Below are 22,268 nucleotides of genomic sequence, written 5' to 3'. Positions count from 1 at the left end.
GGCAGGCGAAACCTGCCCAAATAGCCTGAAAACAGTTGTCGGTTACAGTTTTTCAGCCGTGAAATGCTGTTGTGGTTCAGCAATAGCCTGCTGTGCCGCGACCAGCTGCAACTCATACTCGCCCATCTGATGGGTTTTCAGCATAACTTCGTATACGGCGGCGGTGACATGTTCCAGCGCCTGTTGTAGAGAAAGCCCGTGCAGCAGATCCACCAGCAAGAGTCCACTGGTCAGATCGCCAACACCTACAGGCTGGCGCACACCAAAGTCAACCAGCGGGCGGGCAATATGCCAGGCTTCATCTGCGGTGACCAGCAGCATTTCGAAACGGTCACTGCGGTAACCGGCACGAGCAAGATGCTTAACCAGCACCACCTTCGGCCCTTTAGCAATCAGTTCACGTGCTGCCGCTACTGCCTGGGCAACATCGGTAACCTGATGTCCACTGAGCATCTCCAGCTCCAGCAAATTGGGCGCAATAATATCGCTGGCAGGTAACGAGGCTTTAGCGTGAAACTCAGCCACGCCAGGGGCCACGATGCACCCCTTTTCCGGATGGCCCATTACCGGATCACAGAAGTACCATGCCTTCGGGTTGGCTTCCTTAACCATGCGAACAATTTCAAGAATAGCTTCGCCCTGCTCGGCGGATCCGAGATAACCGCTTAACACGGCATCGCAGGTTTTCAGGCGGTCAATGGCCGCAATACCGCTGGCAATATCAGTCAAATGCGTGGCAGGCATTACCGAACCCGCCCATTGACCATATTGCGTATGGTTTGAGAATTGAACGGTGTTAAGTGGCCAAACGTTTGCGCCAAGGCGCCGCATCGGGAATTCTGCTGCGCTGTTTCCGGCATGACCAAAAACAGTATGGGACTGGATAGAGAGAATATTTTTCATCGCGAGACTCTGACCTTGCTTGCCTGAAAAAAGCCGGCATCGCCGGCTTCCTGTTACTCAGATTATATTTTTATTTCCAGCTGATTAAGCTGTAGTTCTTTTTGCCACGGCGCAGCAGGGTATATTTGCCAAACAGGCGGTCAGCATCAACGAAGGCATATTCTGCCTCGGTTTGCAGCACACCGTTGATGCTGATGGATTTCGCATCAATCAGTTTACGTGCCTGACCACGGGATGGAGCCAGCTCGGTGTTAACCAGCGCCTGCTGTAAATCCAGGCCCTTTTCCAGCTCTACCCCTGGCATGCCGTCCTGCGCCAGCTGCGCCAGATCCTGCTCAGTCAATTCACTCAGTGCACCCGAGAACAGGCTCTGGGTAATGCGCTGTGCGGCTACCAGGCCTTCTTCGCCATGTACCAGGCGAGTTACCAGCTCTGCCAGGACATACTGGGCGCGCGGTGCTTTACCGCTGTTCTTATCTTCCTCTTCCAGCGCGTTGATCTCTTCAATGCTCAGGAAAGTGAAGAACTTCAGGAAGCGATAAACATCGCTATCTGCGGTATTAATCCAGAACTGGTAGAACTTATATGGACTGGTTTTTTTCGCATCCAGCCATACTGCGCCGCCTTCAGTTTTACCGAATTTAGTACCGTCAGATTTAGTAATCAGTGGCACAGTCAGACCGAACACCTGATTCTGATGCAGACGACGGGTGAGGTCGATACCTGAGGTGATGTTACCCCACTGATCGGAGCCGCCAATCTGTAATGCTACGCCGTAGCGCTCGTTCAGACAGGCAAAGTCGTAACCCTGCAACAGGTTATAAGAGAATTCGGTAAAGGAGATCCCCTGATCGTCACGGTTCAGGCGCTGCTTAACCGCTTCTTTATTAATCATCTGGTTAACAGAGAAGTGCTTGCCAATATCACGCAGGAAGGTCAGCACGTTCATGCTGCCAAACCAGTCATAGTTATTGGCCGCAATAGCGCTATTGTCGCCGCTGTCGAAATTGAGGAACGGAGCAACCTGATGGCGAATTTTTTCAACCCACTCACTCACGGTGTCGCTGGTGTTCAGCTTGCGCTCCGCTGCTTTAAAGCTCGGGTCGCCGATCAGGCCAGTTGCGCCACCGACTAAAGCCACTGGCTTATGTCCGGCATCCTGAAAACGTTTCAGGCAGAGCAACGGCACCAGATGCCCCAAGTGCAAGCTGTCGGCGGTAGGATCGAAGCCGCAATAGAGAGAGATTGGCCCCTGTGCCAGTCGTTCTGCTAACGCATCTTCATCCGTTACCTGGGCGACAAGGCCCCGCTCTTGCAATTGTTTGATCAGGTTACTGCTGGCCATCTAAGACTCCATGTGAAAAAGTCTGCACCTAAGCTGGTACACAGCTTTCCGCCGGGACGCGGAAAAAAATGAAGGATATAGAATAAAGGGCCAGGCCGCTGCGATCCACCCATTTAGGGCAATATTTCCTGTTCAGGGTGCCAGACGGTCGATTTTCCACGCGTCATCTTCACGCTGGTAGAAAAAACGGTCATGAAGGCGATGAGCACCGCCCTGCCAGAACTCCATTGAGTCAATTTTTACGCGGTAACCCCCCCAGAAACTCGGCAAGGGGATTTCGCCCTGCTGGAACTTCTGCTTCAGTTCAAGGAACTTACCTTCAAGGATGCCGCGAGCCGAGATACGGCTGGACTGTTTCGATACCCAGGCCCCGAGCTGGCTGTCACGTGGCCGACTGTGGAAATACTTCAGAACTTCGAGGGTGGAGAGACGCTCAACGCTTCCCAGCACCATCACCTGGCGCTCAAGCATATGCCATGGGAACAGCAGGCTGATACGCGGATTTTGTTCCAGCTGCTGCGCCTTGCGGCTGCCGAGGTTGGTGTAAAATACCAGGCCACGCTGATCAAAATGCTTCAACAGTACGATGCGCTGATAGGGCTGCCCGCGCTCATCAACCGTCGCCACGCTCATCGCGGTTGGATCCGGTAGCTGCGCGTCCACCGCCTGGTTGATCCACTGTTCGAAAAGGGCTAACGGGTCAGCTGGCAGGTCTTTACGGCGCAGGCCGCCCCGAGTGTATTCACGCCGCAGATGGGCAATTTGTTGCAGATGGTCGCTGTCGGTCATTGCTCTGGCTTCTGATAAGTAAGGATACGGCATTGTGCGCCGCACCCCACAATAGTTCAATGGATTAAGATGCTGGCTCTTGCAGGTGGCAATCATTGATAATGATCTTGTCATTACGCTCAATAAAGGCACTGTCACCCTTAGACCAGAAGGCGTAATGGTCGTCGGCATAGCGCGTGCCCGAGGCCGCTGGCTGCTCTTTCAGCACCAGCTGTTGTCCGTCGAGTATCAGACTCACTTCGCCTTTACTGTTATCCAGTTTGACCGTTAAAGGCAGCGTGCCACAGGTATAATGCAACGTTCTGGTCTGCTCCTGCGTGGCGGTCTGAAAATAGCTGCATCCTGACAATGCCACCAGCATAGCGGCGGTGTACCACTTTTTCATTGTTCATTCCTGTAAGTTACGGGATCGCTGTTCAGGCTAAATCACCATTTGCGCTGATGCAATCAGCGAAAAGGCCGATTTGCCGGGAATATAGCGCCTATCACACTGGCTTCGCGTGCGCCGGTAACGGACGGTAAATTACCCGGTAACCCGCTGAGTGTGCACCATGCCAGCCACGCAAAAGCCAGCGCTTCCATATCATCTCCGCTGATACCCGCCTTGTCGGTGCTCGTCACCTCCGTTCCCGCCAGCTGTGCCGCCAGACGCGCCATGAGCTGTGGGTTATGGCCGCCGCCGCCGCACACCAGCAGACGATCGCAGCCTCCACTGAGTAAAACCTGCTGCGCAATTGTGGTGGCGGTCAGCTCCACCAGCGTTGCCTGGACATCCTGCGCAGGTAAGCCCGGGAAGGATGAGAGCTGCTGCTCCAGCCAGCTGAGGTTGAAATATTCACGCCCGGTGCTTTTCGGCGCGCTGAGGGAAAAATAGGGATCGTTGAGCATCTGTTGCAACAGCGGCCAGACCACGCTGCCTCCGGCTCCCCATGCTCCGTCTTTATCATAGGGTTTGCCCTGCTGACGCCAGATCCAGGCATCCAGCAGCATATTCCCGGGGCCGGTATCAAATCCGCGCAGCTTCTGCCCAGGCAGTAGCAGTGAGAGGTTCGCAATACCACCGATGTTCAGCACCATACGGCGCTCGCCGGGATGCATTAATACCGCATGATGAAAAGCCGGAACCAGCGGAGCGCCCTGCCCGCCCAGCGCCATATCACGCCGCCGGAAGTCGCCCACGACGGTGATGCCGGTCGCGGCTGCAATCTGGTTATTGTCACCAATTTGCAGCGTATTCGGCGCATCCCCCTGCGGCTCATGCCACACGGTCTGTCCGTGGCAGCCAATGGCGGTAATATCTTCGCCTGACAGCCCCTGCTGTTTCAGTAACGCCTGAACGGCTTCAGCAAACAGCCGACCTAAGCGGGTGTCCAGTTGCCCTAACTGCGACAGCGTCAGCGACTGGCCCTGACAGATCGCCAGAATTTGCTGACGCAGCTCCTGGGGGATCGGATGACTGTAACTGGCCTGCTGGGCTACCATCTGTTCATCAATTACTGCCATCACCACGTCAATGCCGTCGAGGCTGGTGCCGGACATAACGCCAATAAATCGCCCTGATTTCATGCCTTCGCCTTATCCCGTCTGCGGGGTGTATGAGTTTTATTGCGCCAGCCTGGCAAAATTGACGCGGCAATTCTATGATTTAGTGATCTTTTCTTTGCTCTGTGAACCAGCAGGCATTTTTCACGGTGATTGATACCTTGTTTAAGCAATTGCAGTTATCTTTCTGCGGTGCTTTTACAAACTAATAGTAAGAAATGCACCGCTTGTGCCTTATAATAGCGACTTTGACCGCTGCCCGACGATCCGCAGCGACTGCTACACATAGGAGTTTTAAAGATGATGATGCGTTTATTAATCGTGGCGCTTGCCGGGATAACGCTGGCTGGCTGTGTAAATGATAATACGCTGTCCGGTGATGTTTACAGCGCCTCTGAGGCCAAGCAGATCCAGACAGTCACCTACGGTACGCTGGTCGCTGTTCGTCCCGTTCAGATTCAGGGTGGCGATGACACCAACGTGATCGGTGCAATTGGTGGTGCGGTATTGGGTGGCTTCCTTGGGAACTCCGTTGGCGGCGGTACCGGACGTAAGCTGGCAACCGCAGCAGGTGCGGTAGCAGGCGGTGTTGCCGGTCAGAGCGTTCAGGGCGCCATGAACAAAAGTCAGGGCGTAGAGCTGGAAATCCGCAAAGATGATGGCAACACTATCATCGTGGTTCAGAAACAGGCGGCAAGCCGCTACTCTGTTGGTCAGCGCGTGGCAATGGCCGCAAACGGCAGCCAGGTAACAGTTTCCCCACGCTAATGCCGGGCGACTGGCATAAAAAAACCGGCTTATTATGCCGGTTTTTTTTATTCGTCTTTTCCGTGAAGCTCAAGAATGTTTTTTTCCAGCCTGGCAATCAGCGTGACCATTTTGTCGATCTCAGGCTGCGAAATCCCCGCCAGGATATCATCACGGGTGGCCTCAATAACATGCTCAACCTGAGTAATAATCGGCGCGGCCTGCTCAGTAAGGCTGATACGCTTGGCCCGGCGATCGCTGGCGCAGGTACTGCGTGTAATTAACCCTTTCTCTTCCAGCTGGTCGAGTGTCCGCACCAGGGAAGGCTGTTCAATACCAATGGCTTTTGCCAGCTGGATTTGCGATTGCTCCGGCGGAAGCTGATGGATGTTGTGTAACGTCACCCAGTGGGTCTGCGTCAGCTCCAGCGGTTTTAATCGTTGATCAATTAATGCGCGCCAGATGCGCACCAGCCTTGACAGGTCTGTTCCCAGAGTTGTATCCAATTCCCACCCCTTATAATTAGCTTGCTAGCTATCAAGCATGATTTTAGACTATTCTGCGAGTTTACAAGGTAAAACACAAATCCATCATCGGCAGAGGGATCTCTTCAGCTATGCTTCGCCTGCATTGTGCCAATCATAGGAATTTTGTGTGTGATAACGTCAATTCTGCCTGCTACCAGCCCCATCACCGAACTGGTTTTCGGAGATTCGCTTTTTTTCCCACCGCTGTTCAAACCTGTTCTGCTGGGCTTTTTTTTCTGGCTGCTGCTTCACCCGTTGCTTCGTGACTGGATGTATTCGGGTGAGATCTGGCACCCCACTTTATTGGATCTTTCCCTGTTTATTCTCTGCATCGCGGCCGCTTTGGGGCTGCTGATCATCAGGTAATGTAATGTTATGAATCTGAGTTCACTTAAGTACTTCACCACAATAATTTTCTTTGCGGTGGCACTCTGTGCCGGCTGGTGGTTATGGAACTTTTATATGCAGGCCCCCTGGACGCGTGATGGGAAAGTCAGGGCTGAACTGGTTAATATTACCCCTCAGGTCGCCGGGCGTATCGTAGGGCTGGATGTGGAAGATAACCAGTTTGTGAAGAAAGGCACCCTGCTGTTTACCCTTGATGATGAGCCTTATCGCATCGCGGTGTTGAATGCCGAAGCTCAGTTGGCAAAAGCGCAGTCAGACCTTGTCAAAGCACAACATGAGGCACATCGTCGTCAGAGTCTGCCGCGCAACGTCATTTCAGAAGAAGATCTTGATGTAGCTAATCTGACTGTTAAGGCCATGGTCGCCACCGCCAAAGCATCACAGGCTGAACTGGATCGCGCACGCTGGAACCTGTCGCAAACCAAGGTTTACGCCCCGACCGACGGCTGGATCAACAACCTTGAAACCCGCGTGGGTAACTATGCTTCAACCGGCTCGCCGCTGTTCGTGCTGGTAGACAGTCATTCGTTTTACATCATGGGTTATTTTGAAGAGACCAAACTGCGCCATATCCACACGGGTGCGGCGGCCAATATCGTCCTCTACAGTAATAACCAGCCGTTAACCGGTGTTGTGGAGAGTATCGGTCGCGCCATTTACGATCAGAGCATCGAATCTGACAGCGGTCTGGTACCCGATATTAAACCGAATATCCCCTGGGTGCGGCTGGCCCAGCGCGTGCCAATACGTATCCGCCTGACCAATACTCCACCCAATTTGCTGCTGGTCGCCGGAACCACCTGCACCATCTCCGTTGAACAATGAAACCTGTTAACCTCACGCTGCTGGATCTTAAACAACTGCCATGGCTAAAAGCCACCAGCCCGCAGTGGCGTTATGCGCTGCGTAATACCATCGCCATGTGTCTGGCGCTGAGTATCGCGTATGGCTTGCAACTGGATGAGCCATACTGGGCAATGACCTCTGCTGCGGTAGTAAGTTTTCCTACCGTAGGCGGCGTTATCAGTAAAAGCCTCGGGCGCATCGTGGGCAGTATGCTTGGTGCCACGGCGGCGCTGATTATCGCCGGTCATACGCTGGACGAACCCTGGCTTTTCGCCTTTTCTATTTCAGGGTGGCTGGCCGTGTGTACCTGGGTGTCCAACCATCATCAAAACAATGTGGCATACGCCTTTTCCCTGGCGGGTTATACCGCAGCCATCATCGCGTTTACCACTATTAATGTGGTTGAGATCAATAGTATATGGACGATTGCTCAGGCGCGGGTATGCGAGGTGATCTCCGGGATTTTATGTGGCGCACTGATGATGATGATCCTGCCCAGCACCTCCGATGGGGACGCGTTGATCAACTCGCTGAAAGAGATGCACAGTAAGCTGATCGACCACGCAATGATGCTGTTGCAGAAAGAGGATACCCTCACGATCCGCCAGGCTCACGAAAATGTTATCGGTGAGATTCTGACGATTAACCTGTTACGAATTCAGGCATTCTGGAGCCATTATCGCTTCCGCCGCCAGAACAATGTTCTGAAATATGTATTACACCAGCAGCTGCGCCTGACCAGCGTAATCTCCAGCCTGCGCCGCATGTTGCTGAACTGGGATAATCCGCCGGAAAGCATGTTCACTGCGATGCATGAACTGCTGGAGGCAATTGTAAGAGGCGAAACGGATAAATATTATCTGGCGAAGATCTTATACCGTGCCGCACCCACCGACAGTGCGGATTACCGGCACCGGGCTTTCTGGGAGCGGTTACGCTATTTCTGCTGGCTGTATTTGAATATTGCACGCTGGCTACGTCAGTTTGAGCGGGCAGACAATCATACGGATCTTAATCCACCGGCGGTGCCCTCACTGGCCAGTGAGTCAGACGGCGCGGAAGCCAGCTGGAATGCCCTGCGTACCTTCAGCGTTATTTTCCTTGCCACTGGATTTTGCATCATCACTCAGTGGGATGCCGGTGATTCTGCACTGACGCTGGCTGCCATCAGCTGCGTACTCTATTCATCTTCGCCCTCGCCCGTCAGTAGTGCTACGCTGCTGATTAAGACCCTGGGATTGCTGTCACTTTTCACCTTTGTAATGAAGTTTGGGTTTATGGTGCAGGTCACGGTGCTTTGGCAGTTCCTGGTGGTGCTCTTTCCACTGCTTATCACCATGCAGCTACTCAAGCTACAGCAAAAAAAACGGGCTGCTCTTTGGGGGCAACTGATTGTTTTTATGGGTTCATTTCTGGCACTTACCAATCCTCCCACCTATGACTATCAGGATTTTATGAATCAGAATCTGGCCAAAGTCTTAGGTGTTGCCCTGGTCTGGCTTGCCTATAGTATCTTGCGCCCCAGTTCCGATAAGCGCCGCGGCAGACGCCATATACGGGCTTTGCGCCGTGAGTTTATTAACCAGCTGGGCAGGCATCCACGGCTCAGTAAGAATGAATTTGAATCCGTGGTTTATCATCATATTAACCAGCTCAAAAACAGTCGTGACGAGCAGGCGCACCTTTGGCTGATGCGCTGGGGAGTGGTATTGCTGAACTGTTCGCACGTAGCGTGGATTTTGCGCGAATGGAAAACAGATTCAGCCGCGCTGGCCAGCATACGCGACGCTGTGCTGCGTGATTTACAATCGATAATCAGCGAACGAGGCGTCCATCATAATCCCCTCAACGATACGTTAAAAACGTTGCAGGAGCGTATTAATAAACTGAGTGACTCCCGGCAGGCAGAGGAGATCGAGCTTGCCGGGGTTATCTGGCGTTTGTACTGTTCGCTATCGCGATTGCAGACAACTTAAAGGTATTTGCCGTGGGACTGGCAGCCCTCTTTACGGCACATCATAGCCAAGTGCGGCTTTGCGGATGCGGAACCACTGCTGACGTGACAGGGAGATGTGAGCAGCTTTCGCCGCCAGCCTGACCCGCTCAATCTTGCCACTACCAATGATTGGCAGCGGCTTCGACGGCAGCTGCATAATCCAGGCATAGATCAGCTGTTCTATATTGTCTGCTGCCGTCTCCTGCTGGATCAGCGCCAGCTCATCGCGCAGCGGCTGATACTCAGGAGAGGTAAACATGCTGCCGCCCCCCAGACATGACCAGGCCATCGGTCTGACCCGCATCTGCTGACACTGATCCAGCGTGCCATCCAGCAGCAGCGGCTGGTGCACCGGAGAGATCTCAACCTGATTAGTAACCAGAGTGAAAGGCAGACGCGACTGCAACAGCGAATATTGCGCCGGGGTAAAGTTAGAGACGCCAAAATATTTCACTTTGCCGCTCTGATGCAGATGCTGAAATGCACCAGCGACTTCGTCGGCATCCATCAGCGGATCGGGACGATGTATTAACAGCAGATCAAGGTAGTCGGTATTAAAATAGCGCAGTGAATTCTCCGCGCTATGGATAATATGCGCAGCGTCAGTGATGTAGTGACCGAGAGCATGCTGCGGATCTGCCGTGGTGGCGATGCCGCATTTGGTGACCAGCTCCAGACGCTGGCGCAGGGAGGGTTGCAGACGCAGTGCTTTGCCAAACTCTGCCTCACACTGGTAGCCGCCGTAAATATCGGCATGATCCACCGTACTGATACCGCTTTCCAGATGTTGCTCAATAAATTCTACAAGCTGCTGTGAGGTCATTCCCCACTCCATCAGCCGCCAGTATCCCATCACCAGCGGTGAAAATAATGGCCCCTGTGGGGCGATCTGTACGCGTTCTGGCATCTTGTTACTCCCGTTACCCGTTAGCAAATTAGCTGGACGCATAATACGCTATCAGGGTGCTGCCATAACAGCACGGGATCTCGCAGGGATTAAAACAGTGCTGGCTGCTCAGGTTCATCAGGCACTTCCGGCGTCCCGATGCGGCGCTGACGCTGAATACGCAGGCGGCAGAGGCGCAGAACCTCACGTTTCTGTGCGTCGCTGTAGCTCATCCAGCTGAAGCGCTCTTCCCGGCTACGCAGGCAGCCACGGCAGTAGCCGCGCTCATTTACCTGACAAATACCCCGACACGGGCTGGGTACCGGGAAAAACTCTAATTGTTCGGCCACCGCGACTCCTGGTTTATTCATCCTCTCTCTTCATTGAAGACGGCTGATCCCATGTCCGCAAGCGCGATGCGATGATTTTTACGAAAATTGTCGCTCAAGGTGCGCGGTATGTTCACACTTTCGCTCAACACCTGCCTTGCCAACAGCACAGCATGGGTAGCATGCCGCCGCTATGGGGTACCGTATCGATCATCCAGTGCGTATTCGTCAGTTTTTACCATTGCTTACTAAATTCCGCAGCCCAACGCCGATGGCCTATCTCTATGTTTAACCAAAGTTAAGGTTTAACTAATATTTCCCGGCTACTCTTGTTGCAGAATATTCTGATGCTGGAAGACCATGAAACACCTGAATAAGTTACGTTGTAACGAAATCACTTTCAATTTTTGTGCGGCACTGTTTTTTGCACTGATCCTTAACGGTATTTTCCTGTTACGTGCATGGGCCAGTATTCCGTTTGAGCATGTACGCGACTATCTGTATGCAGCAACCATTCCCGTCGTGCTGTTCAGTGCTTTTTTAATAATCTTTAACTGTCTGGCGCTGCCGTGGCTGCGTAAACCCCTGCTGCTGCTGCTGATCGTCTTCAGCGCCGCTGCTAACTACTTTATGTACAGCTTCGGCACGGTGATCGACACCAATATGATTCAGAACGTATTCGAAACAGATCTGCAAGAGGCAACCGCCCTCTTTAGCGCCAGATATCTGCTTTGGATGCTGCTGCTGGGCGTGTTACCCGTCGTTATCATGCTTTATACGCGTATTGAAAATCACCGCCCATGGTGGATGTCATTTGTCTGGCGTCTGCTGACCTCTCTTGGGGCCATCCTCATCGTGCTGCTGGTGGCTGCGCTGTTCTATAAAGATTACGCCTCAATGATCCGCAACAACAAAGGCCTGGTGAAAATGATCACGCCGGTAAACGTGGTGAGCAGCATCGGCCACTACGTTAATAACCGCTGGTTTGCCGGGGATCAGACGCTGATAAAAATCGGTACTGATGCGCGAAAAGGCCCGGTTATTAGCGGCGAGAAGAAGAAAACACTGGTGATCTTTGTGCTGGGTGAAACCGCGCGGGCGGAAAACTTTTCACTCGGGGGTTATTCCCGGGAAACCAACCCGAAACTGAAGCAGGACAATGTTATCTATTACCGTAATGCCACCTCATGCGGCACGGAAACCGCCATCTCCGTGCCCTGCATGTTCTCCAATATGCCACGCACCCGGTATGACGCAGCGCTCGCCCGGCATCAGGAGGGGTTGCTGGATGTGATGGCGCACGCCGGAGTCAATGTGCTGTGGCGCGAGAATGACGGCGGCTGTAAAGGTGCCTGCGATCGGGTACCCCATACCGATATGACCAGGTGGAAGGTTAGCGAGTTATGTAAAAGCGATTACTGCCTTGATGAGGTGCTGCTGCACCGCCTCAACAACTATATCGACAGCGTTAAAGATGACACAGTGATTGTGCTGCATCAGATGGGCAGCCACGGGCCGGCTTACTACCTGCGATATCCGGATTCGATGCGCAAGTTTACGCCAACCTGCGACAGTAACCAGATTCAGGACTGTGACCATCAGGCGCTGGTCAACACTTACGATAATTCGATTCTGTACACTGACTCCATGCTGGACAGCACCATTACTCTGCTGAAATCGTACAGTGATAAATATAACGTGGCGATGGTGTATCTCTCTGACCATGGAGAGTCCCTGGGCGAGCGCGGAATGTATCTGCACGGTGCACCTTACGTATTTGCACCCAGCCAGCAGACACATATCCCGTTTTTACTCTGGATGTCACCGGATTACGCCGCTGCATTTGGCGTCGACCAGCAGTGTCTGCAACAGCAGGCTCAGACGGTTGATATCTCACAGGACAATATTTTCCATACCCTGTTGGGAATGATGAATGTGCAGACCCGGGAGTATCAGCCCACGCTGGATATGATCCATTCGTGTCGTAAAAGCAGTTGAGGGTTGAAACCGACCGTTCGGTCTAGTACTCTGCTGCGATGAATAAGACGACCCGCTTTGACACACGTGAACATCTGCTTGATACCGGTGAGCTGCTCTGCCTGCAGCGCGGCTTCAACGGTATGGGCCTGATTGAGTTGCTGAGACAGGCAGAAGTGCCAAAAGGGTCGTTCTACCATTACTTTCCATCTAAAGAAGTGTTTGGCGTTGAAATGCTGGAGCGTTATTTCGCCCGTTACCATCAACGCTTGCAGGAATATCTTGACGATCATCAGAGTGATTCGCGCCAGCGCGTGCTTGATTACTATCTTCAGTCGCTCTCATTCTGTGAGGAAAGCAGCTTCGCTGGCTGCCTGTCGGTGAAACTCTCTGCTGAAGTTTGCGATCTCTCAGAAGCCATGCGCAAGGCGTTAAATGCAGGTTCGAATGCATTGATGGCGACGTTGACGAGTGCGCTGGAGAAGGCGCAGCAGCAGGGATGTTTGTCCAGGGAAGTCAACAGTGCAGAGTGTGCGCAAACGCTTTATACCCTTTGGCTGGGTGCCAGCCTGCAAAGTAAAATCTGCCGTGATAATGCTCCGTTGCTCAATGCATGGCATGAAATGACGCGAATCTTGCGTAAAGATTAAAAAAAACACCCTTTCTAGTCGACCGGTCTACCAGGAGTAAGTTATGAAACTGAATAAGCTTTTTACCCCATTGAAAACCGGTGCTATTACTGTACCGAACCGTATTTTTATGGCGCCGTTAACGCGCCTGCGCAGCATTGAGCCGGGCGATATTCCTACTCCACTTATGGGTGAGTACTATCGCCAGCGCGCATCCGCCGGGCTGATTATCACCGAAGCCACGCAGATCAGTTTCCAGGCCAAAGGCTATGCCGGAGCGCCAGGACTGCACACAGCAGAGCAAATCAGCGCCTGGAAAGCGATTAACGCCGGTATTCATCAGGATGGCGGTCACAGCGCAGTGCAGCTGTGGCACACCGGGCGTATTTCTCATGCCAGCCTGCAACCTGAAGGTAAGGCTCCGGTGTCAGCGTCCGCGATTAATGCAGAAACCCGTACTTCCCTGCGTGATGCAGAGGGGAACGCTATCCGCGAAGCCACGTCCACCCCTCGCGCTCTGGCTACTGAAGAGGTCGCCGGTATCGTGGGTGATTTCCGTCAGGCAGTCATCAATGCCCGGGAAGCTGATTTTGACCTGGTTGAACTGCACGCTGCTCACGGCTACCTGATTCACCAGTTCCTCTCACCGGCCTCTAACCAGCGCGACGACCAGTACGGCGGCAGCATCGAAAATCGCACCCGCTTTGCTCTCGAAGTGGTTGATGCGGCTATTGCAGGCTGGAGTGCCGACCGCATCGGCATCCGTATCTCACCGCTGGGACCTTTTAATGGTCTGGATAACGGCGAAGACCAGGAAGAAGCAGCGCTGTACTTTATTGCTGAACTGGCGAAACGTCAGCTGGCCTATCTGCATATCTCCGAGCCTGACTGGGCCGGTGGCAAACCTTACACCAACGAATTCCGCCAGGCGATCCGTGCTGTTTACCCCGGCGTAATTGTTGGCGCAGGTGGTTATACAGCGGAAAAAGCGGAGACACTGATCGAACAGGGGCTGATTGATGCCGCTGCCTTTGGTCGCAGCTATATTGCCAATCCGGATTTGGTAGCCCGTCTGCAAAACGGTGCACCGCTGAACGAACCTAAGCCTGAAACCTTCTATGGTGGCGGCGCGGAAGGCTATACCGACTATCCGTTCCTCGGTTAATGCTACAAGGGTTCGCACCGGATGGCATAAAAGCTATACTGGTTTTTTTACGTCATCAATGATGACGCCGATTTAAAAGAGGATGTTATGCGTTTACTTCATACCATGCTGCGCGTGAGCGATCTGCAACGCTCCGTTGATTTCTATACTAAAGTGCTGGGTATGCGCCTGCTGCGCACCAGTGAAAATACCGAATATAAATACACCCTCGCATTTGTCGGCTATACCGAAGAGAGCGAAGGTGCCGTCCTTGAGCTTACTTACAACTGGGGCGTTGACAGCTATGAGCTGGGTAATGCTTACGGTCATATCGCGCTGGGCGTAGATGATGTGGCTGCAACCTGCGATCGCATCCGCAATGATGGCGGCAATGTTACCCGTGAAGCTGGCCCGGTTAAAGGTGGCACCACGATCATTGCCTTCGTTGAAGACCCGGATGGCTACAAAATCGAGCTAATCGAGAATAAACAAGCAGGAAAAGGCCTCGGCCATTAAATATTTTGGGTGCCTTTCTGGCACCCTCCTTCCCTCCTCTGCTGCAACCCCCGCTAAAATTTGCCATAATACGCGCTGCCTTTTTTCGCCTGTGAGATGCTGATGTCTGAATCGAATGAACTGAATACCCTTAGCAGCCGTTTTCGCGGTTTTTATCCAGTCGTTATTGATGTTGAAACCGCTGGTTTTGACGCCAAAACAAACGCATTACTGGAAATCGCGGCGGTGACGCTTAAGATGGATGACAACGGGTGGCTGGAGAAGGATGAAACCATCCATTTCCACGTTGAGCCTTTTGTCGGTTCAGTTCTGCAACCTGAAGCACTGGCATTTAACGGCATTGATCCAGAAAATCCACTGCGCGGCGCAGTCAGCGAGTACGAAGCCCTGCATGCCATTTTTAAACTGGTGCGTAAAGGGATTAAAGAGAGCGGCTGTAGCCGGGCAATTATGGTGGCGCACAACGCGACGTTCGATTTGAATTTTATGAATGCCGCCGCCGAACGTGCCGCGCTGAAGCGCAACCCTTTCCACCCGTTCGTCACCTTCGATACGGCTGCCCTTAGCGGACTGGTACTGGGTCAGACGGTTCTGGCGAAAGCCTGTACCGCTGCGGGGTTACCATTTGACAATGCACAGGCGCACTCTGCCCTGTACGACACCCTGCAAACTGCCGATCTGTTCTGTGAGCTGGTGAACCGCTGGAAGCGTCTTGGCGGCTGGCCGCTGCCTGCTGACGCCGGGAGTGACGACAGCGAGGAGTAAGCTATTTACCCTTGTATTCAGCAAAAAAAAACGGGCCATAACAGGCCCGTTTTTTTATGCTGACACTAAGCCGGCATCACTCTGCGGCGTCAGACGGATATTTCTGCGCAGTCTCTTTGATCAACTGTTGCAGCTCACCGCGCTGATACATCTCAATGATAATATCGCAGCCGCCTACCAGCTCACCGTCCACCCACAGCTGAGGGAAAGTTGGCCAGTTAGCATATTTTGGCATTTCAGCACGGATGTCAGGGTTCTGCAAAATATCAACGAACGCGAAGCGCTCACCGCATGCCGACAGTGCCTGCACAGCCTGCGCAGAGAAACCGCAGCTTGGCAGTTTCGGAGAACCTTTCATATACAGCAGAATAGGGTTTTCAGCGATCTGGCGTTGAATTTTTTCAACAGTACTCATAAATGTCTTCCTCAATACGATACTTCATGTGTAGGCTAGGCGCAGCCTTGTTATTGTAGCGGCTCTGTCATGGTGATGAAAATGACATTTTCACATAGGGTATCTGGTGAAAATGCAGCCAATAGACAATACCAGGAAACAAAATAACATTTTCTTATCATGGCTGCTGCACCAGACAGGATTAAATTTGTTTTTATTGCTGAGTTAAACAGCTGATTGTGTTCAATATTCCATCATTTTCTTGATCTGTAATATTGAAACAAAAAAGACCTTACCCTTTGTTAAGAAGTTAGATTAGAATTGCCCTAACCTTCTGCCTTACAGCGGAAATCTCTTTTCTGACCGCGTTGCTGTGTCGTAGCAGCGCACAAACTGTTAATGGGAACGATGCGTTTACTTATCACGCTCTTCATACTGGCTTTCACCCAGCTATTTTTCAATATGGCGCACGCATCGCCACATGCCCCTATTAATGCAAATCAGCAGAAAGCTGATAGCAACAGTGCTCACGCAGACGATCGCCGTAAACGTCGCCCGGTCAAAACCACATCGACCAAAAAAGCGAAAGAACCTGTGGTTAAAAAAACCAAGGTTACCGCTAAAAAAGAACCCACTCGCGCCGCCACCAAAAAAGAGCCATCTAAAGCTGCGCGCCTCGTTCTGGCAAAAAAACTGAAAGATAAAGAGAAGAAAAAAACTGCCGTTGAACCGCCGCGCAAGTTAAAGGCAGAGAAACAGACGCTGAGTAAAAAACTCGCTGCTAATAAGAAAGCGGGTAAAAAGTTATATGGCCGTAAACGCGCGGGTAGCAAAACAGTCGAAAGTGACATGACTGAACCGGGCAGCGCCCCGCTGAAACTCAGTAAGGCTCACCGTGCGCGCTATCAGAAAGCCCGCGAAACCGCGATGAATAAGTTGATGGGGCAGCTTGGTAAGCCTTATCAATGGGGCGGCACCTCACCCAAAACCGGTTTCGATTGCAGTGGCCTGGTGTGGTACGCCTATAAAGACCTGGTTAAATTCAAGATCCCCCGCACTGCTAATGAAATGTATCACTTGCGCGATGCCGCTGCGATTAAGCGCGATGAGTTAGAGAAAGGCGACCTGGTGTTCTTCCGTATTAACGGACGCGGAACCGCTGACCATGTTGGCGTCTATCTTGGGGGCGGCAAATTTATCCAGTCACCGCGTACCGGGAAGGATATTCAGGTCAGCGCATTGAGCGAGGATTACTGGCAGGAACACTACATCGGCGCGCGCCGTATGATGACGCCTAAAACCATTCGCTGATGTAAAGCCATTGCCATTTAGATAAAGGTTATACGGGAAGAGAGTTACCCCTTCCCGTTAGGATTTAGTGCATTACAGCCGTAAAACTAAACGCAATAATCATCAGCAGTGAACCCACAACAGCAATAGCTGTCATTTTCATATCAGTGTTCATCCCCTCTCCTTAATAACCTTGTTATTTGTAAGCCAACATATTTTCCCACAGTTACCTGTAAAAATCTCGTTTTCTGCGCGCAGCCTTGTTAGAATTCGTCCTTTCCGTTGCGCAACAGACCCGGGAACTTTTTTTTAGCCAGTACTGCATGTCACTCTACGGACGATTCTACCCCTTCCAGCCCCTTTGAGACAGCACCTAAATTTATTCTGTTCGGGCAGGAATGGCTGTACCCAGGCAAACGTTTAACCAATTAGTTATCAAGATGTTATGATAACACCAGGAGTACGATTTTAATGGCAACAATTAAGGATGTGGCAAAGCGCGCAGGTGTTTCAACCACCACAGTGTCCCACGTTATTAATAAAACGCGCTTTGTAGCCGAAGAGACGCGCGAAGCGGTGTGGGCAGCAATTAAAGAGTTGCACTATTCCCCCAGCGCCGTGGCTCGCAGTCTTAAGGTCAACCACACCAAAACTATTGGTCTGCTGGCAACATCCAGTGAAGCCCCCTATTTTGCTGAGATTATTGAAGCGATTGAAAACCGCTGCTTTGCCAAAGGCTATACGCTGATTTTAGGCAACGCGCATAATGACCTGCAAAAGCAGCAGGCGTACCTGTCGATGATGGCGCAAAAGCGCGTTGATGGCCTGCTGGTTATGTGTTCAGAGTATCCCGATACGCTAATCTCCATGCTGGAAGATAATCGCAATATTCCAATGGTGGTTATGGACTGGGGCGAGTCGCGCGGTGATTTCACCGATAGCGTACAGGATAATGCCTTTGAAGGGGGCTATCTGGCTGGGCGTTATTTGATTGAGCGCGGGCACCGCGATATCGGTGCGATTCCGGGACAGCTTGAGCGTAATACCGGCGGCGGTCGCCATGCGGGATTCCTCAAAGCGCTGGCAGAAGCGGGGATCACCCTGCGCGATGAGTGGCTGGTGCAAGGTGACTTTGAACCCGAGTCAGGTTATCGCGCCATGCAACAGATTTTATCGCAAAAACAGCGCCCGACAGCCATTTTTTGCGGCGGCGATATTATGGCAATGGGGGCGATTTGCGCAGCAGATGAGATGGGGCTGCGCGTGCCGCAGGATATTTCGGTGATCGGTTATGATAACGTGCGCAACGCGCGTTACTTTACCCCTGCGCTGACGACCGTACACCAGCCAAAAGAGCGCCTGGGTGAAACTGCCTTTGATATGCTGCTCGATCGCATCACCAGCAAGCGCGAAGAGCCGCAGACCATTGAAGTTCATCCATCGCTGATTGAGCGCCGCTCCGTTGCCGATGGCCCGTACCGCGACTATCGTCGATAAGCTCTGTCCCCACCCGGCTACAGGCCGGGTTGTTCACTCAGCCATTCAGCGTTAAGCGTTTCCGTGTTCCCCAGATATTCAAGCAGCCAGTTTAATGCAGGCGATGCGCTTTGCTCTGACCAGCTGAGATAGCAGGGGCTGTCAGGAAACGCTGCTGTCAGCGTCAGTTCGCCGAGAACCCCCTGCTGCAACCACGGTTGCGCAAAATGCCCGGGCACCATCCCCACGCACAAACCGGCGCGCAGGCAGTCAAAAGCACTCTCCCAATCGGGCACCACCAGCCGCCGCTGGTTATCCAGCGTCCAGGTGGTGCGTTTTGGTAATGCGCGTGCGGTGTCCTCCAGTACCAGTGATGGCCACTCGCGGATCAGCGCCTCGCTTAACGGGCCATCCTGACTGAATAATGGATGTTCAGTTTGCACCACGCAACGCCAGTTGAGGCTTCCCATATCACGATAGGCAAAGCGCCCTTTGACCGGGATCGCCTGGGTTGCTCCGATCGCCACGTCCACGCGACCATCTGCCAGCGCATCCCACACCCCGTTAAAAACTTCTGGCATGATATGCAGTTCCATATCCGGAAAACGCCGATAAAAATCCACCACCAGCTGCCGGGTGCGGGCCGGGCGCACAATCCGGTCGACAGCAATATTGATTTGCCCGCGCCAGCCGTTAGCCACCTGCTGGCAGCGGATACGGGTGACGAGCATTTTTTTGATAACAGCCCGCCCTTCTTCAATAAAAACACGACCTGCCTCTGTCAGTACCACATCGCGATGACGACGTTCAAACAGGCTGATTGCCAGCCACTCTTCCATCTGACGCACGGTATAACTGATCGCCGAGGGTACGCGATGCAGCTCTGCCGCCGCAGAGGTAAAGCTGCCCGTTCTGGCGACAGCATCAATCACTTCCAGAGAATGTTCAGACCACATATTTTTGCCTTCAATATTTTTCACTGCAACCCGCTAATATTAACGTTTCACAGGTGACTCAGCACGAGATTAAACTCCACACGTAAAAAAATTGTCTGATAAGAGTTAATAAATATGCGTTCCAAAGGATTTATGATTTACCTTGCGCTGCTCAGTATGCTGGGCTTCCTTGCTACTGATATGTACCTGCCCGCATTTGGCGTGATGCAGCAGGATCTGCAAACAGGTGCCGGAGCCATCAGCGCCAGCCTGAGTATCTTCCTCGCCGGTTTTGCCTGCGCCCAGCTGGTATGGGGCCCGCTTTCTGACCGCATCGGTCGCAAGCCGGTATTAATCATGGGCCTGAGCCTGTTTATTATTGGCTGTGCGGCCATGCTGTGGGTAGAGTCTGCCTTTTGGCTGCTGGCCATGCGTTTCCTTCAGGCGGTAGGTGTCTGTGCCGCAGCGGTAAGCTGGCAGGCGCTGGTGGTTGACCGTTACAGCGGCCCGCAGGCCAACCGCGTGTTTGCCACCATAATGCCGCTGGTTGCACTCTCCCCCGCGCTGGCACCGCTGCTGGGTGCATGGCTGTTGCAACATTTTTCATGGCGCTCTATTTTCGTCGTCCTGCTGCTGGTTAGCGTCACGCTGCTGATTCCTACGCTGCGACTGCCATCAAGACCGCTGGTGGATAAAGCGGCGGTAAAGCCCCCCGCACCCGGCTTTTTCACCCTGCTAAAGTCGCCGGTATACAGCGGGAACGTGGCGATTTATGCCGCCTGTTCCGCCAGTTTCTTTGCATGGCTGACCGGCTCACCATTTATCCTGGGTAATCTTGGCTTAACACCTGCGGATATCGGTTTGAGCTACGTTCCGCAAACTGCGGCGTTTCTTATTGGTGGGTTTGGCTGCCGGGCCCTGCTGAATCACTATGCCGGGCGTCAGTTGCTGCCATGGCTGCTGGCATTCTACACGCTGAGTACCGTTGCGCTTTATCTGGTGTCACATCAGTCACAGCCTTCACTGTTTGCGCTGCTGCTGCCGTTCTGCGGTATGGCGATGGCAAATGGTGCGATCTATCCTGTTGTCGTCTCCAGTGCTCTACTGCCCTTCCCCCAGGCTACCGGCAAGGCCGCTGCGTTACAGAATATGTTGCAGCTCGGCCTCTGCTTTTTAGCCAGTCTGGCCGTGTCTGCATGGATTCAGTCGCCGCTGCGCACAACAACGCTGGTGATGGCGAGCACCATCGTTCTGGCTGTAATCGGTTACCTTGTCCAACGCTCTGCGGAGCAAAAGCAGGCGCTTCACCGCACTGACGGCCAGGTAAAATCTTGTAAAAACATTTAATTAGCACACTAACAATAATGCGTTGAATATTGCTGTGCGTGAGCATATACTTCATAGCGCATTATAAAATAACAACTTAACAACATTTTTGAGTGGATGGTGGCTTCTGGTCATCGTCCACTGTTAGATTCTGACAAGGTTGTCATGATGTTGTTCCGCGTGACTCAGTTACGACCTCTGCCAGATTCAAATCAAACCTCTTTTTTAACGTCGGATATCAGACCGCGGCATGTGCCGTGATTGCTCTCACATATCTGTAGAAATTGACTATTCTTTTTCTCAGGTTTCAATCACACAGGGTGATGGAGAAGCTATGAGTTCATCGTGTATAGAAGAAGTGAGCCTGGAAGACAATCCGTGGTATCGCATCGTGCAGGAGATGTTGAGTCAGGCAAATATCGAAATCAACGGATCCCGCCCCTGGGATATCCAGATCTCTAACCCCGATTTTTTCAAACGCGTATTGCAGGAAGGTTCGCTGGGGTTAGGTGAAAGCTATATGGATGGCTGGTGGCAATGTGAACGGCTGGATGTTTTTTTCCAGCGTATTTTACAGGCAAAGTTGGATCAGCAGCTCCCGCATCATTTCCGCGATACGCTGCGTGTGGTCGCTGCACGTATCACCAATCTGCAATCACGTAAGCGCGCGTGGATTGTTGGCAAAGAGCATTATGATCTGGGCAATGACTTGTTCACTCTGATGCTCGATCCCTATATGCAGTACTCCTGTGCTTACTGGAAACAGGCCCGTACGCTGGAAGAGGCTCAGGAAGCTAAATTGCAGATGATTTGTGAGAAGCTGAATCTGGAGCCGGGCATGTCGCTGCTGGATATAGGCTGCGGCTGGGGTGGACTGGCGGAATACGCAGCGCGCAATTTTGGCGTGAGCGTCACAGGTGTCACCATTTCAGTTGAACAGCAAAAACTGGCACAGCAGCGTTGCGAGGGACTGGATGTCACCATTCTGCTTGAGGATTACCGTGATCTGTCCGAACAATTCGACCGAATTGTTTCCGTCGGGATGTTTGAGCATGTCGGGCCGAAAAATTATGCTACCTATTTTGACGTGGTCAACCGCAATCTGAAACCAGAGGGCATTTTCCTGCTGCATACGATTGGCGCGAATAAGACCAACAACAATGTTGATCCATGGATTGATAAATATATATTCCCTAACGGCTGCCTGCCGTCAGTGCGGCATATTGCGGAAGCCAGTGAACCATGGTTTGTTATGGAGGACTGGCACAATTTCGGTGCTGATTATGATGTCACACTGATGCACTGGTATCAGCGCTTTATCAACGCCTGGCCTCAGCTCTCTGATAAGTACGGTGAGCGTTTTAAAAGAATGTTCACTTACTATCTGAATTCTTGTGCCGGTGCATTTCGCGCAAGGGATATTCAGCTGTGGCAGGTGGTGTTTACGCATGGAAAGCAAGGCGGGCTGCGCGTGGCGCGCTAAATATGCAGCAAGTAA

The 22,268-nt window shown here is 52.5% G+C and carries 24 protein-coding genes; 13 read left to right on the top strand and 11 right to left on the bottom strand.

Annotation, left to right across the window (positions count from 1 at the left end; all coding sequences use genetic code 11):
* Positions 1-42: 42 nt before the first annotated feature.
* The 5 genes from pdxY to anmK all read right to left on the bottom strand — a co-directional run bounded on the left by pdxY (position 43) and on the right by anmK (position 4,603).
* Positions 43-903: a pyridoxal kinase PdxY gene (gene pdxY, locus GN242_RS09320; protein WP_154751347.1), complete on the bottom strand. Its 861-nt coding sequence runs from the start codon at positions 901-903 to the stop codon at positions 43-45.
* A gap of 70 nt (positions 904-973) precedes the next feature.
* Positions 974-2,248, bottom strand: a complete 1,275-nt coding sequence (tyrS, locus tag GN242_RS09315) for a tyrosine--tRNA ligase (protein ID WP_154751348.1) — start codon at positions 2,246-2,248, stop codon at positions 974-976.
* Between the two features lie 132 nt (positions 2,249-2,380).
* Positions 2,381-3,037: a pyridoxamine 5'-phosphate oxidase gene (pdxH, locus tag GN242_RS09310; RefSeq protein ID WP_154751349.1), complete on the bottom strand. Its 657-nt coding sequence runs from the start codon at positions 3,035-3,037 to the stop codon at positions 2,381-2,383.
* A 64-nt stretch (positions 3,038-3,101) separates the two neighbouring features.
* The gene (locus GN242_RS09305) at positions 3,102-3,422 is read right to left on the bottom strand and encodes an MliC family protein (protein WP_154751350.1); all 321 of its coding nucleotides are present in this window, start codon (positions 3,420-3,422) and stop codon (positions 3,102-3,104) included.
* Between the two features lie 62 nt (positions 3,423-3,484).
* Positions 3,485-4,603 carry an anhydro-N-acetylmuramic acid kinase gene (gene anmK / locus GN242_RS09300; RefSeq protein ID WP_154751351.1) on the bottom strand — a complete coding sequence of 373 codons (1,119 nt, stop codon included), beginning with the start codon at positions 4,601-4,603 and terminating at the stop codon, positions 3,485-3,487.
* A gap of 276 nt (positions 4,604-4,879) precedes the next feature.
* Here anmK and GN242_RS09295 point away from each other — a divergent pair, with 276 nt between their 5' ends.
* Positions 4,880-5,347 carry an outer membrane lipoprotein gene (locus GN242_RS09295; RefSeq protein WP_154751352.1) on the top strand — a complete coding sequence of 156 codons (468 nt, stop codon included), beginning with the start codon at positions 4,880-4,882 and terminating at the stop codon, positions 5,345-5,347.
* A 47-nt stretch (positions 5,348-5,394) separates the two neighbouring features.
* Here GN242_RS09295 and slyA read toward each other — a convergent pair whose 3' ends face one another.
* Positions 5,395-5,832 (bottom strand): transcriptional regulator SlyA, encoded by a 438-nt coding sequence (gene slyA, locus GN242_RS09290; RefSeq protein ID WP_154751353.1) that lies wholly within the window; start codon positions 5,830-5,832, stop codon positions 5,395-5,397.
* Between the two features lie 150 nt (positions 5,833-5,982).
* Between slyA and GN242_RS09285 the strand changes: the two genes are divergently transcribed.
* The 3 genes from GN242_RS09285 to GN242_RS09275 are packed head-to-tail and all read left to right on the top strand — an operon-like array spanning position 5,983 to position 9,083.
* Positions 5,983-6,219 carry a DUF1656 domain-containing protein gene (locus GN242_RS09285; protein ID WP_156287338.1) on the top strand — a complete coding sequence of 79 codons (237 nt, stop codon included), beginning with the start codon at positions 5,983-5,985 and terminating at the stop codon, positions 6,217-6,219.
* A gap of 9 nt (positions 6,220-6,228) precedes the next feature.
* Positions 6,229-7,086 carry an efflux RND transporter periplasmic adaptor subunit gene (locus GN242_RS09280; protein ID WP_156287337.1) on the top strand — a complete coding sequence of 286 codons (858 nt, stop codon included), beginning with the start codon at positions 6,229-6,231 and terminating at the stop codon, positions 7,084-7,086.
* Positions 7,083-9,083, top strand: coding sequence for an FUSC family protein (locus GN242_RS09275; RefSeq protein WP_156287336.1), 2,001 nt, complete (start codon positions 7,083-7,085; stop codon positions 9,081-9,083). Before GN242_RS09280 ends, GN242_RS09275 begins: the two co-directional genes overlap by 4 nt.
* Before the next feature lie 30 nt (positions 9,084-9,113).
* On the opposite strand, the gene GN242_RS09270 is transcribed toward GN242_RS09275, so the two are convergent.
* Both GN242_RS09270 and GN242_RS09265 read right to left on the bottom strand, forming a co-directional pair.
* The gene (locus GN242_RS09270) at positions 9,114-10,010 is read right to left on the bottom strand and encodes an aldo/keto reductase (RefSeq protein WP_154751356.1); all 897 of its coding nucleotides are present in this window, start codon (positions 10,008-10,010) and stop codon (positions 9,114-9,116) included.
* 89 nt (positions 10,011-10,099) lie between these two features.
* Complete coding sequence (locus tag GN242_RS09265; protein ID WP_156287335.1) at positions 10,100-10,339, bottom strand: DUF1289 domain-containing protein; 240 nt, start codon at positions 10,337-10,339, stop codon at positions 10,100-10,102.
* Positions 10,340-10,678: 339 nt separating this feature from the next.
* Here GN242_RS09265 and eptA point away from each other — a divergent pair, with 339 nt between their 5' ends.
* The 5 genes from eptA (at position 10,679) to rnt (ending at position 15,349) form a co-directional block, all read left to right on the top strand.
* Positions 10,679-12,316, top strand: a complete 1,638-nt coding sequence (eptA, locus tag GN242_RS09260) for a phosphoethanolamine transferase EptA (RefSeq protein ID WP_156287334.1) — start codon at positions 10,679-10,681, stop codon at positions 12,314-12,316.
* Positions 12,317-12,354: 38 nt separating this feature from the next.
* Positions 12,355-12,945, top strand: a complete 591-nt coding sequence (locus tag GN242_RS09255; protein WP_154751359.1) for a TetR/AcrR family transcriptional regulator — start codon at positions 12,355-12,357, stop codon at positions 12,943-12,945.
* Positions 12,946-12,988: 43 nt separating this feature from the next.
* Positions 12,989-14,089 (top strand): alkene reductase, encoded by a 1,101-nt coding sequence (locus tag GN242_RS09250; protein WP_154751360.1) that lies wholly within the window; start codon positions 12,989-12,991, stop codon positions 14,087-14,089.
* Between the two features lie 87 nt (positions 14,090-14,176).
* The gene (gloA, locus tag GN242_RS09245) at positions 14,177-14,584 is read left to right on the top strand and encodes a lactoylglutathione lyase (RefSeq protein ID WP_154751361.1); all 408 of its coding nucleotides are present in this window, start codon (positions 14,177-14,179) and stop codon (positions 14,582-14,584) included.
* Between the two features lie 96 nt (positions 14,585-14,680).
* Complete coding sequence (gene rnt / locus GN242_RS09240) at positions 14,681-15,349, top strand: ribonuclease T (RefSeq protein WP_154751362.1); 669 nt, start codon at positions 14,681-14,683, stop codon at positions 15,347-15,349.
* A gap of 76 nt (positions 15,350-15,425) precedes the next feature.
* Here rnt and GN242_RS09235 read toward each other — a convergent pair whose 3' ends face one another.
* Entirely contained in the window at positions 15,426-15,764 is a 339-nt protein-coding gene (locus GN242_RS09235) for a Grx4 family monothiol glutaredoxin (RefSeq protein ID WP_062743464.1), read from the bottom strand.
* Positions 15,765-16,151: 387 nt separating this feature from the next.
* Here GN242_RS09235 and GN242_RS09230 point away from each other — a divergent pair, with 387 nt between their 5' ends.
* Positions 16,152-17,054: a C40 family peptidase gene (locus GN242_RS09230; RefSeq protein ID WP_156287333.1), complete on the top strand. Its 903-nt coding sequence runs from the start codon at positions 16,152-16,154 to the stop codon at positions 17,052-17,054.
* Positions 17,055-17,118: 64 nt separating this feature from the next.
* Here GN242_RS09230 and cydH read toward each other — a convergent pair whose 3' ends face one another.
* Positions 17,119-17,208, bottom strand: coding sequence for a cytochrome bd-I oxidase subunit CydH (gene cydH / locus GN242_RS09225; protein WP_154751364.1), 90 nt, complete (start codon positions 17,206-17,208; stop codon positions 17,119-17,121).
* A 296-nt stretch (positions 17,209-17,504) separates the two neighbouring features.
* Here cydH and purR point away from each other — a divergent pair, with 296 nt between their 5' ends.
* Entirely contained in the window at positions 17,505-18,530 is a 1,026-nt protein-coding gene (gene purR / locus GN242_RS09220; RefSeq protein ID WP_154751365.1) for an HTH-type transcriptional repressor PurR, read from the top strand.
* 17 nt (positions 18,531-18,547) lie between these two features.
* On the opposite strand, the gene punR is transcribed toward purR, so the two are convergent.
* Positions 18,548-19,465, bottom strand: coding sequence for a DNA-binding transcriptional activator PunR (punR, locus tag GN242_RS09215; RefSeq protein WP_156287332.1), 918 nt, complete (start codon positions 19,463-19,465; stop codon positions 18,548-18,550).
* Between the two features lie 114 nt (positions 19,466-19,579).
* Between punR and punC the strand changes: the two genes are divergently transcribed.
* Both punC and cfa read left to right on the top strand, forming a co-directional pair.
* Positions 19,580-20,791, top strand: a complete 1,212-nt coding sequence (gene punC / locus GN242_RS09210; protein WP_156287331.1) for a purine nucleoside transporter PunC — start codon at positions 19,580-19,582, stop codon at positions 20,789-20,791.
* A gap of 313 nt (positions 20,792-21,104) precedes the next feature.
* Positions 21,105-22,253: a cyclopropane fatty acyl phospholipid synthase gene (cfa, locus tag GN242_RS09205; RefSeq protein ID WP_154751368.1), complete on the top strand. Its 1,149-nt coding sequence runs from the start codon at positions 21,105-21,107 to the stop codon at positions 22,251-22,253.
* Positions 22,254-22,268 lie beyond the last annotated feature (15 nt).

The sequence above is a fragment of the Erwinia sorbitola genome (assembly GCF_009738185.1).
GTDB lineage: Bacteria > Pseudomonadota > Gammaproteobacteria > Enterobacterales > Enterobacteriaceae > Erwinia > Erwinia sorbitola.
Note: the sequence above shows the minus strand (reverse complement) of the source record. Positions and strands in the feature narration are given on the sequence as shown.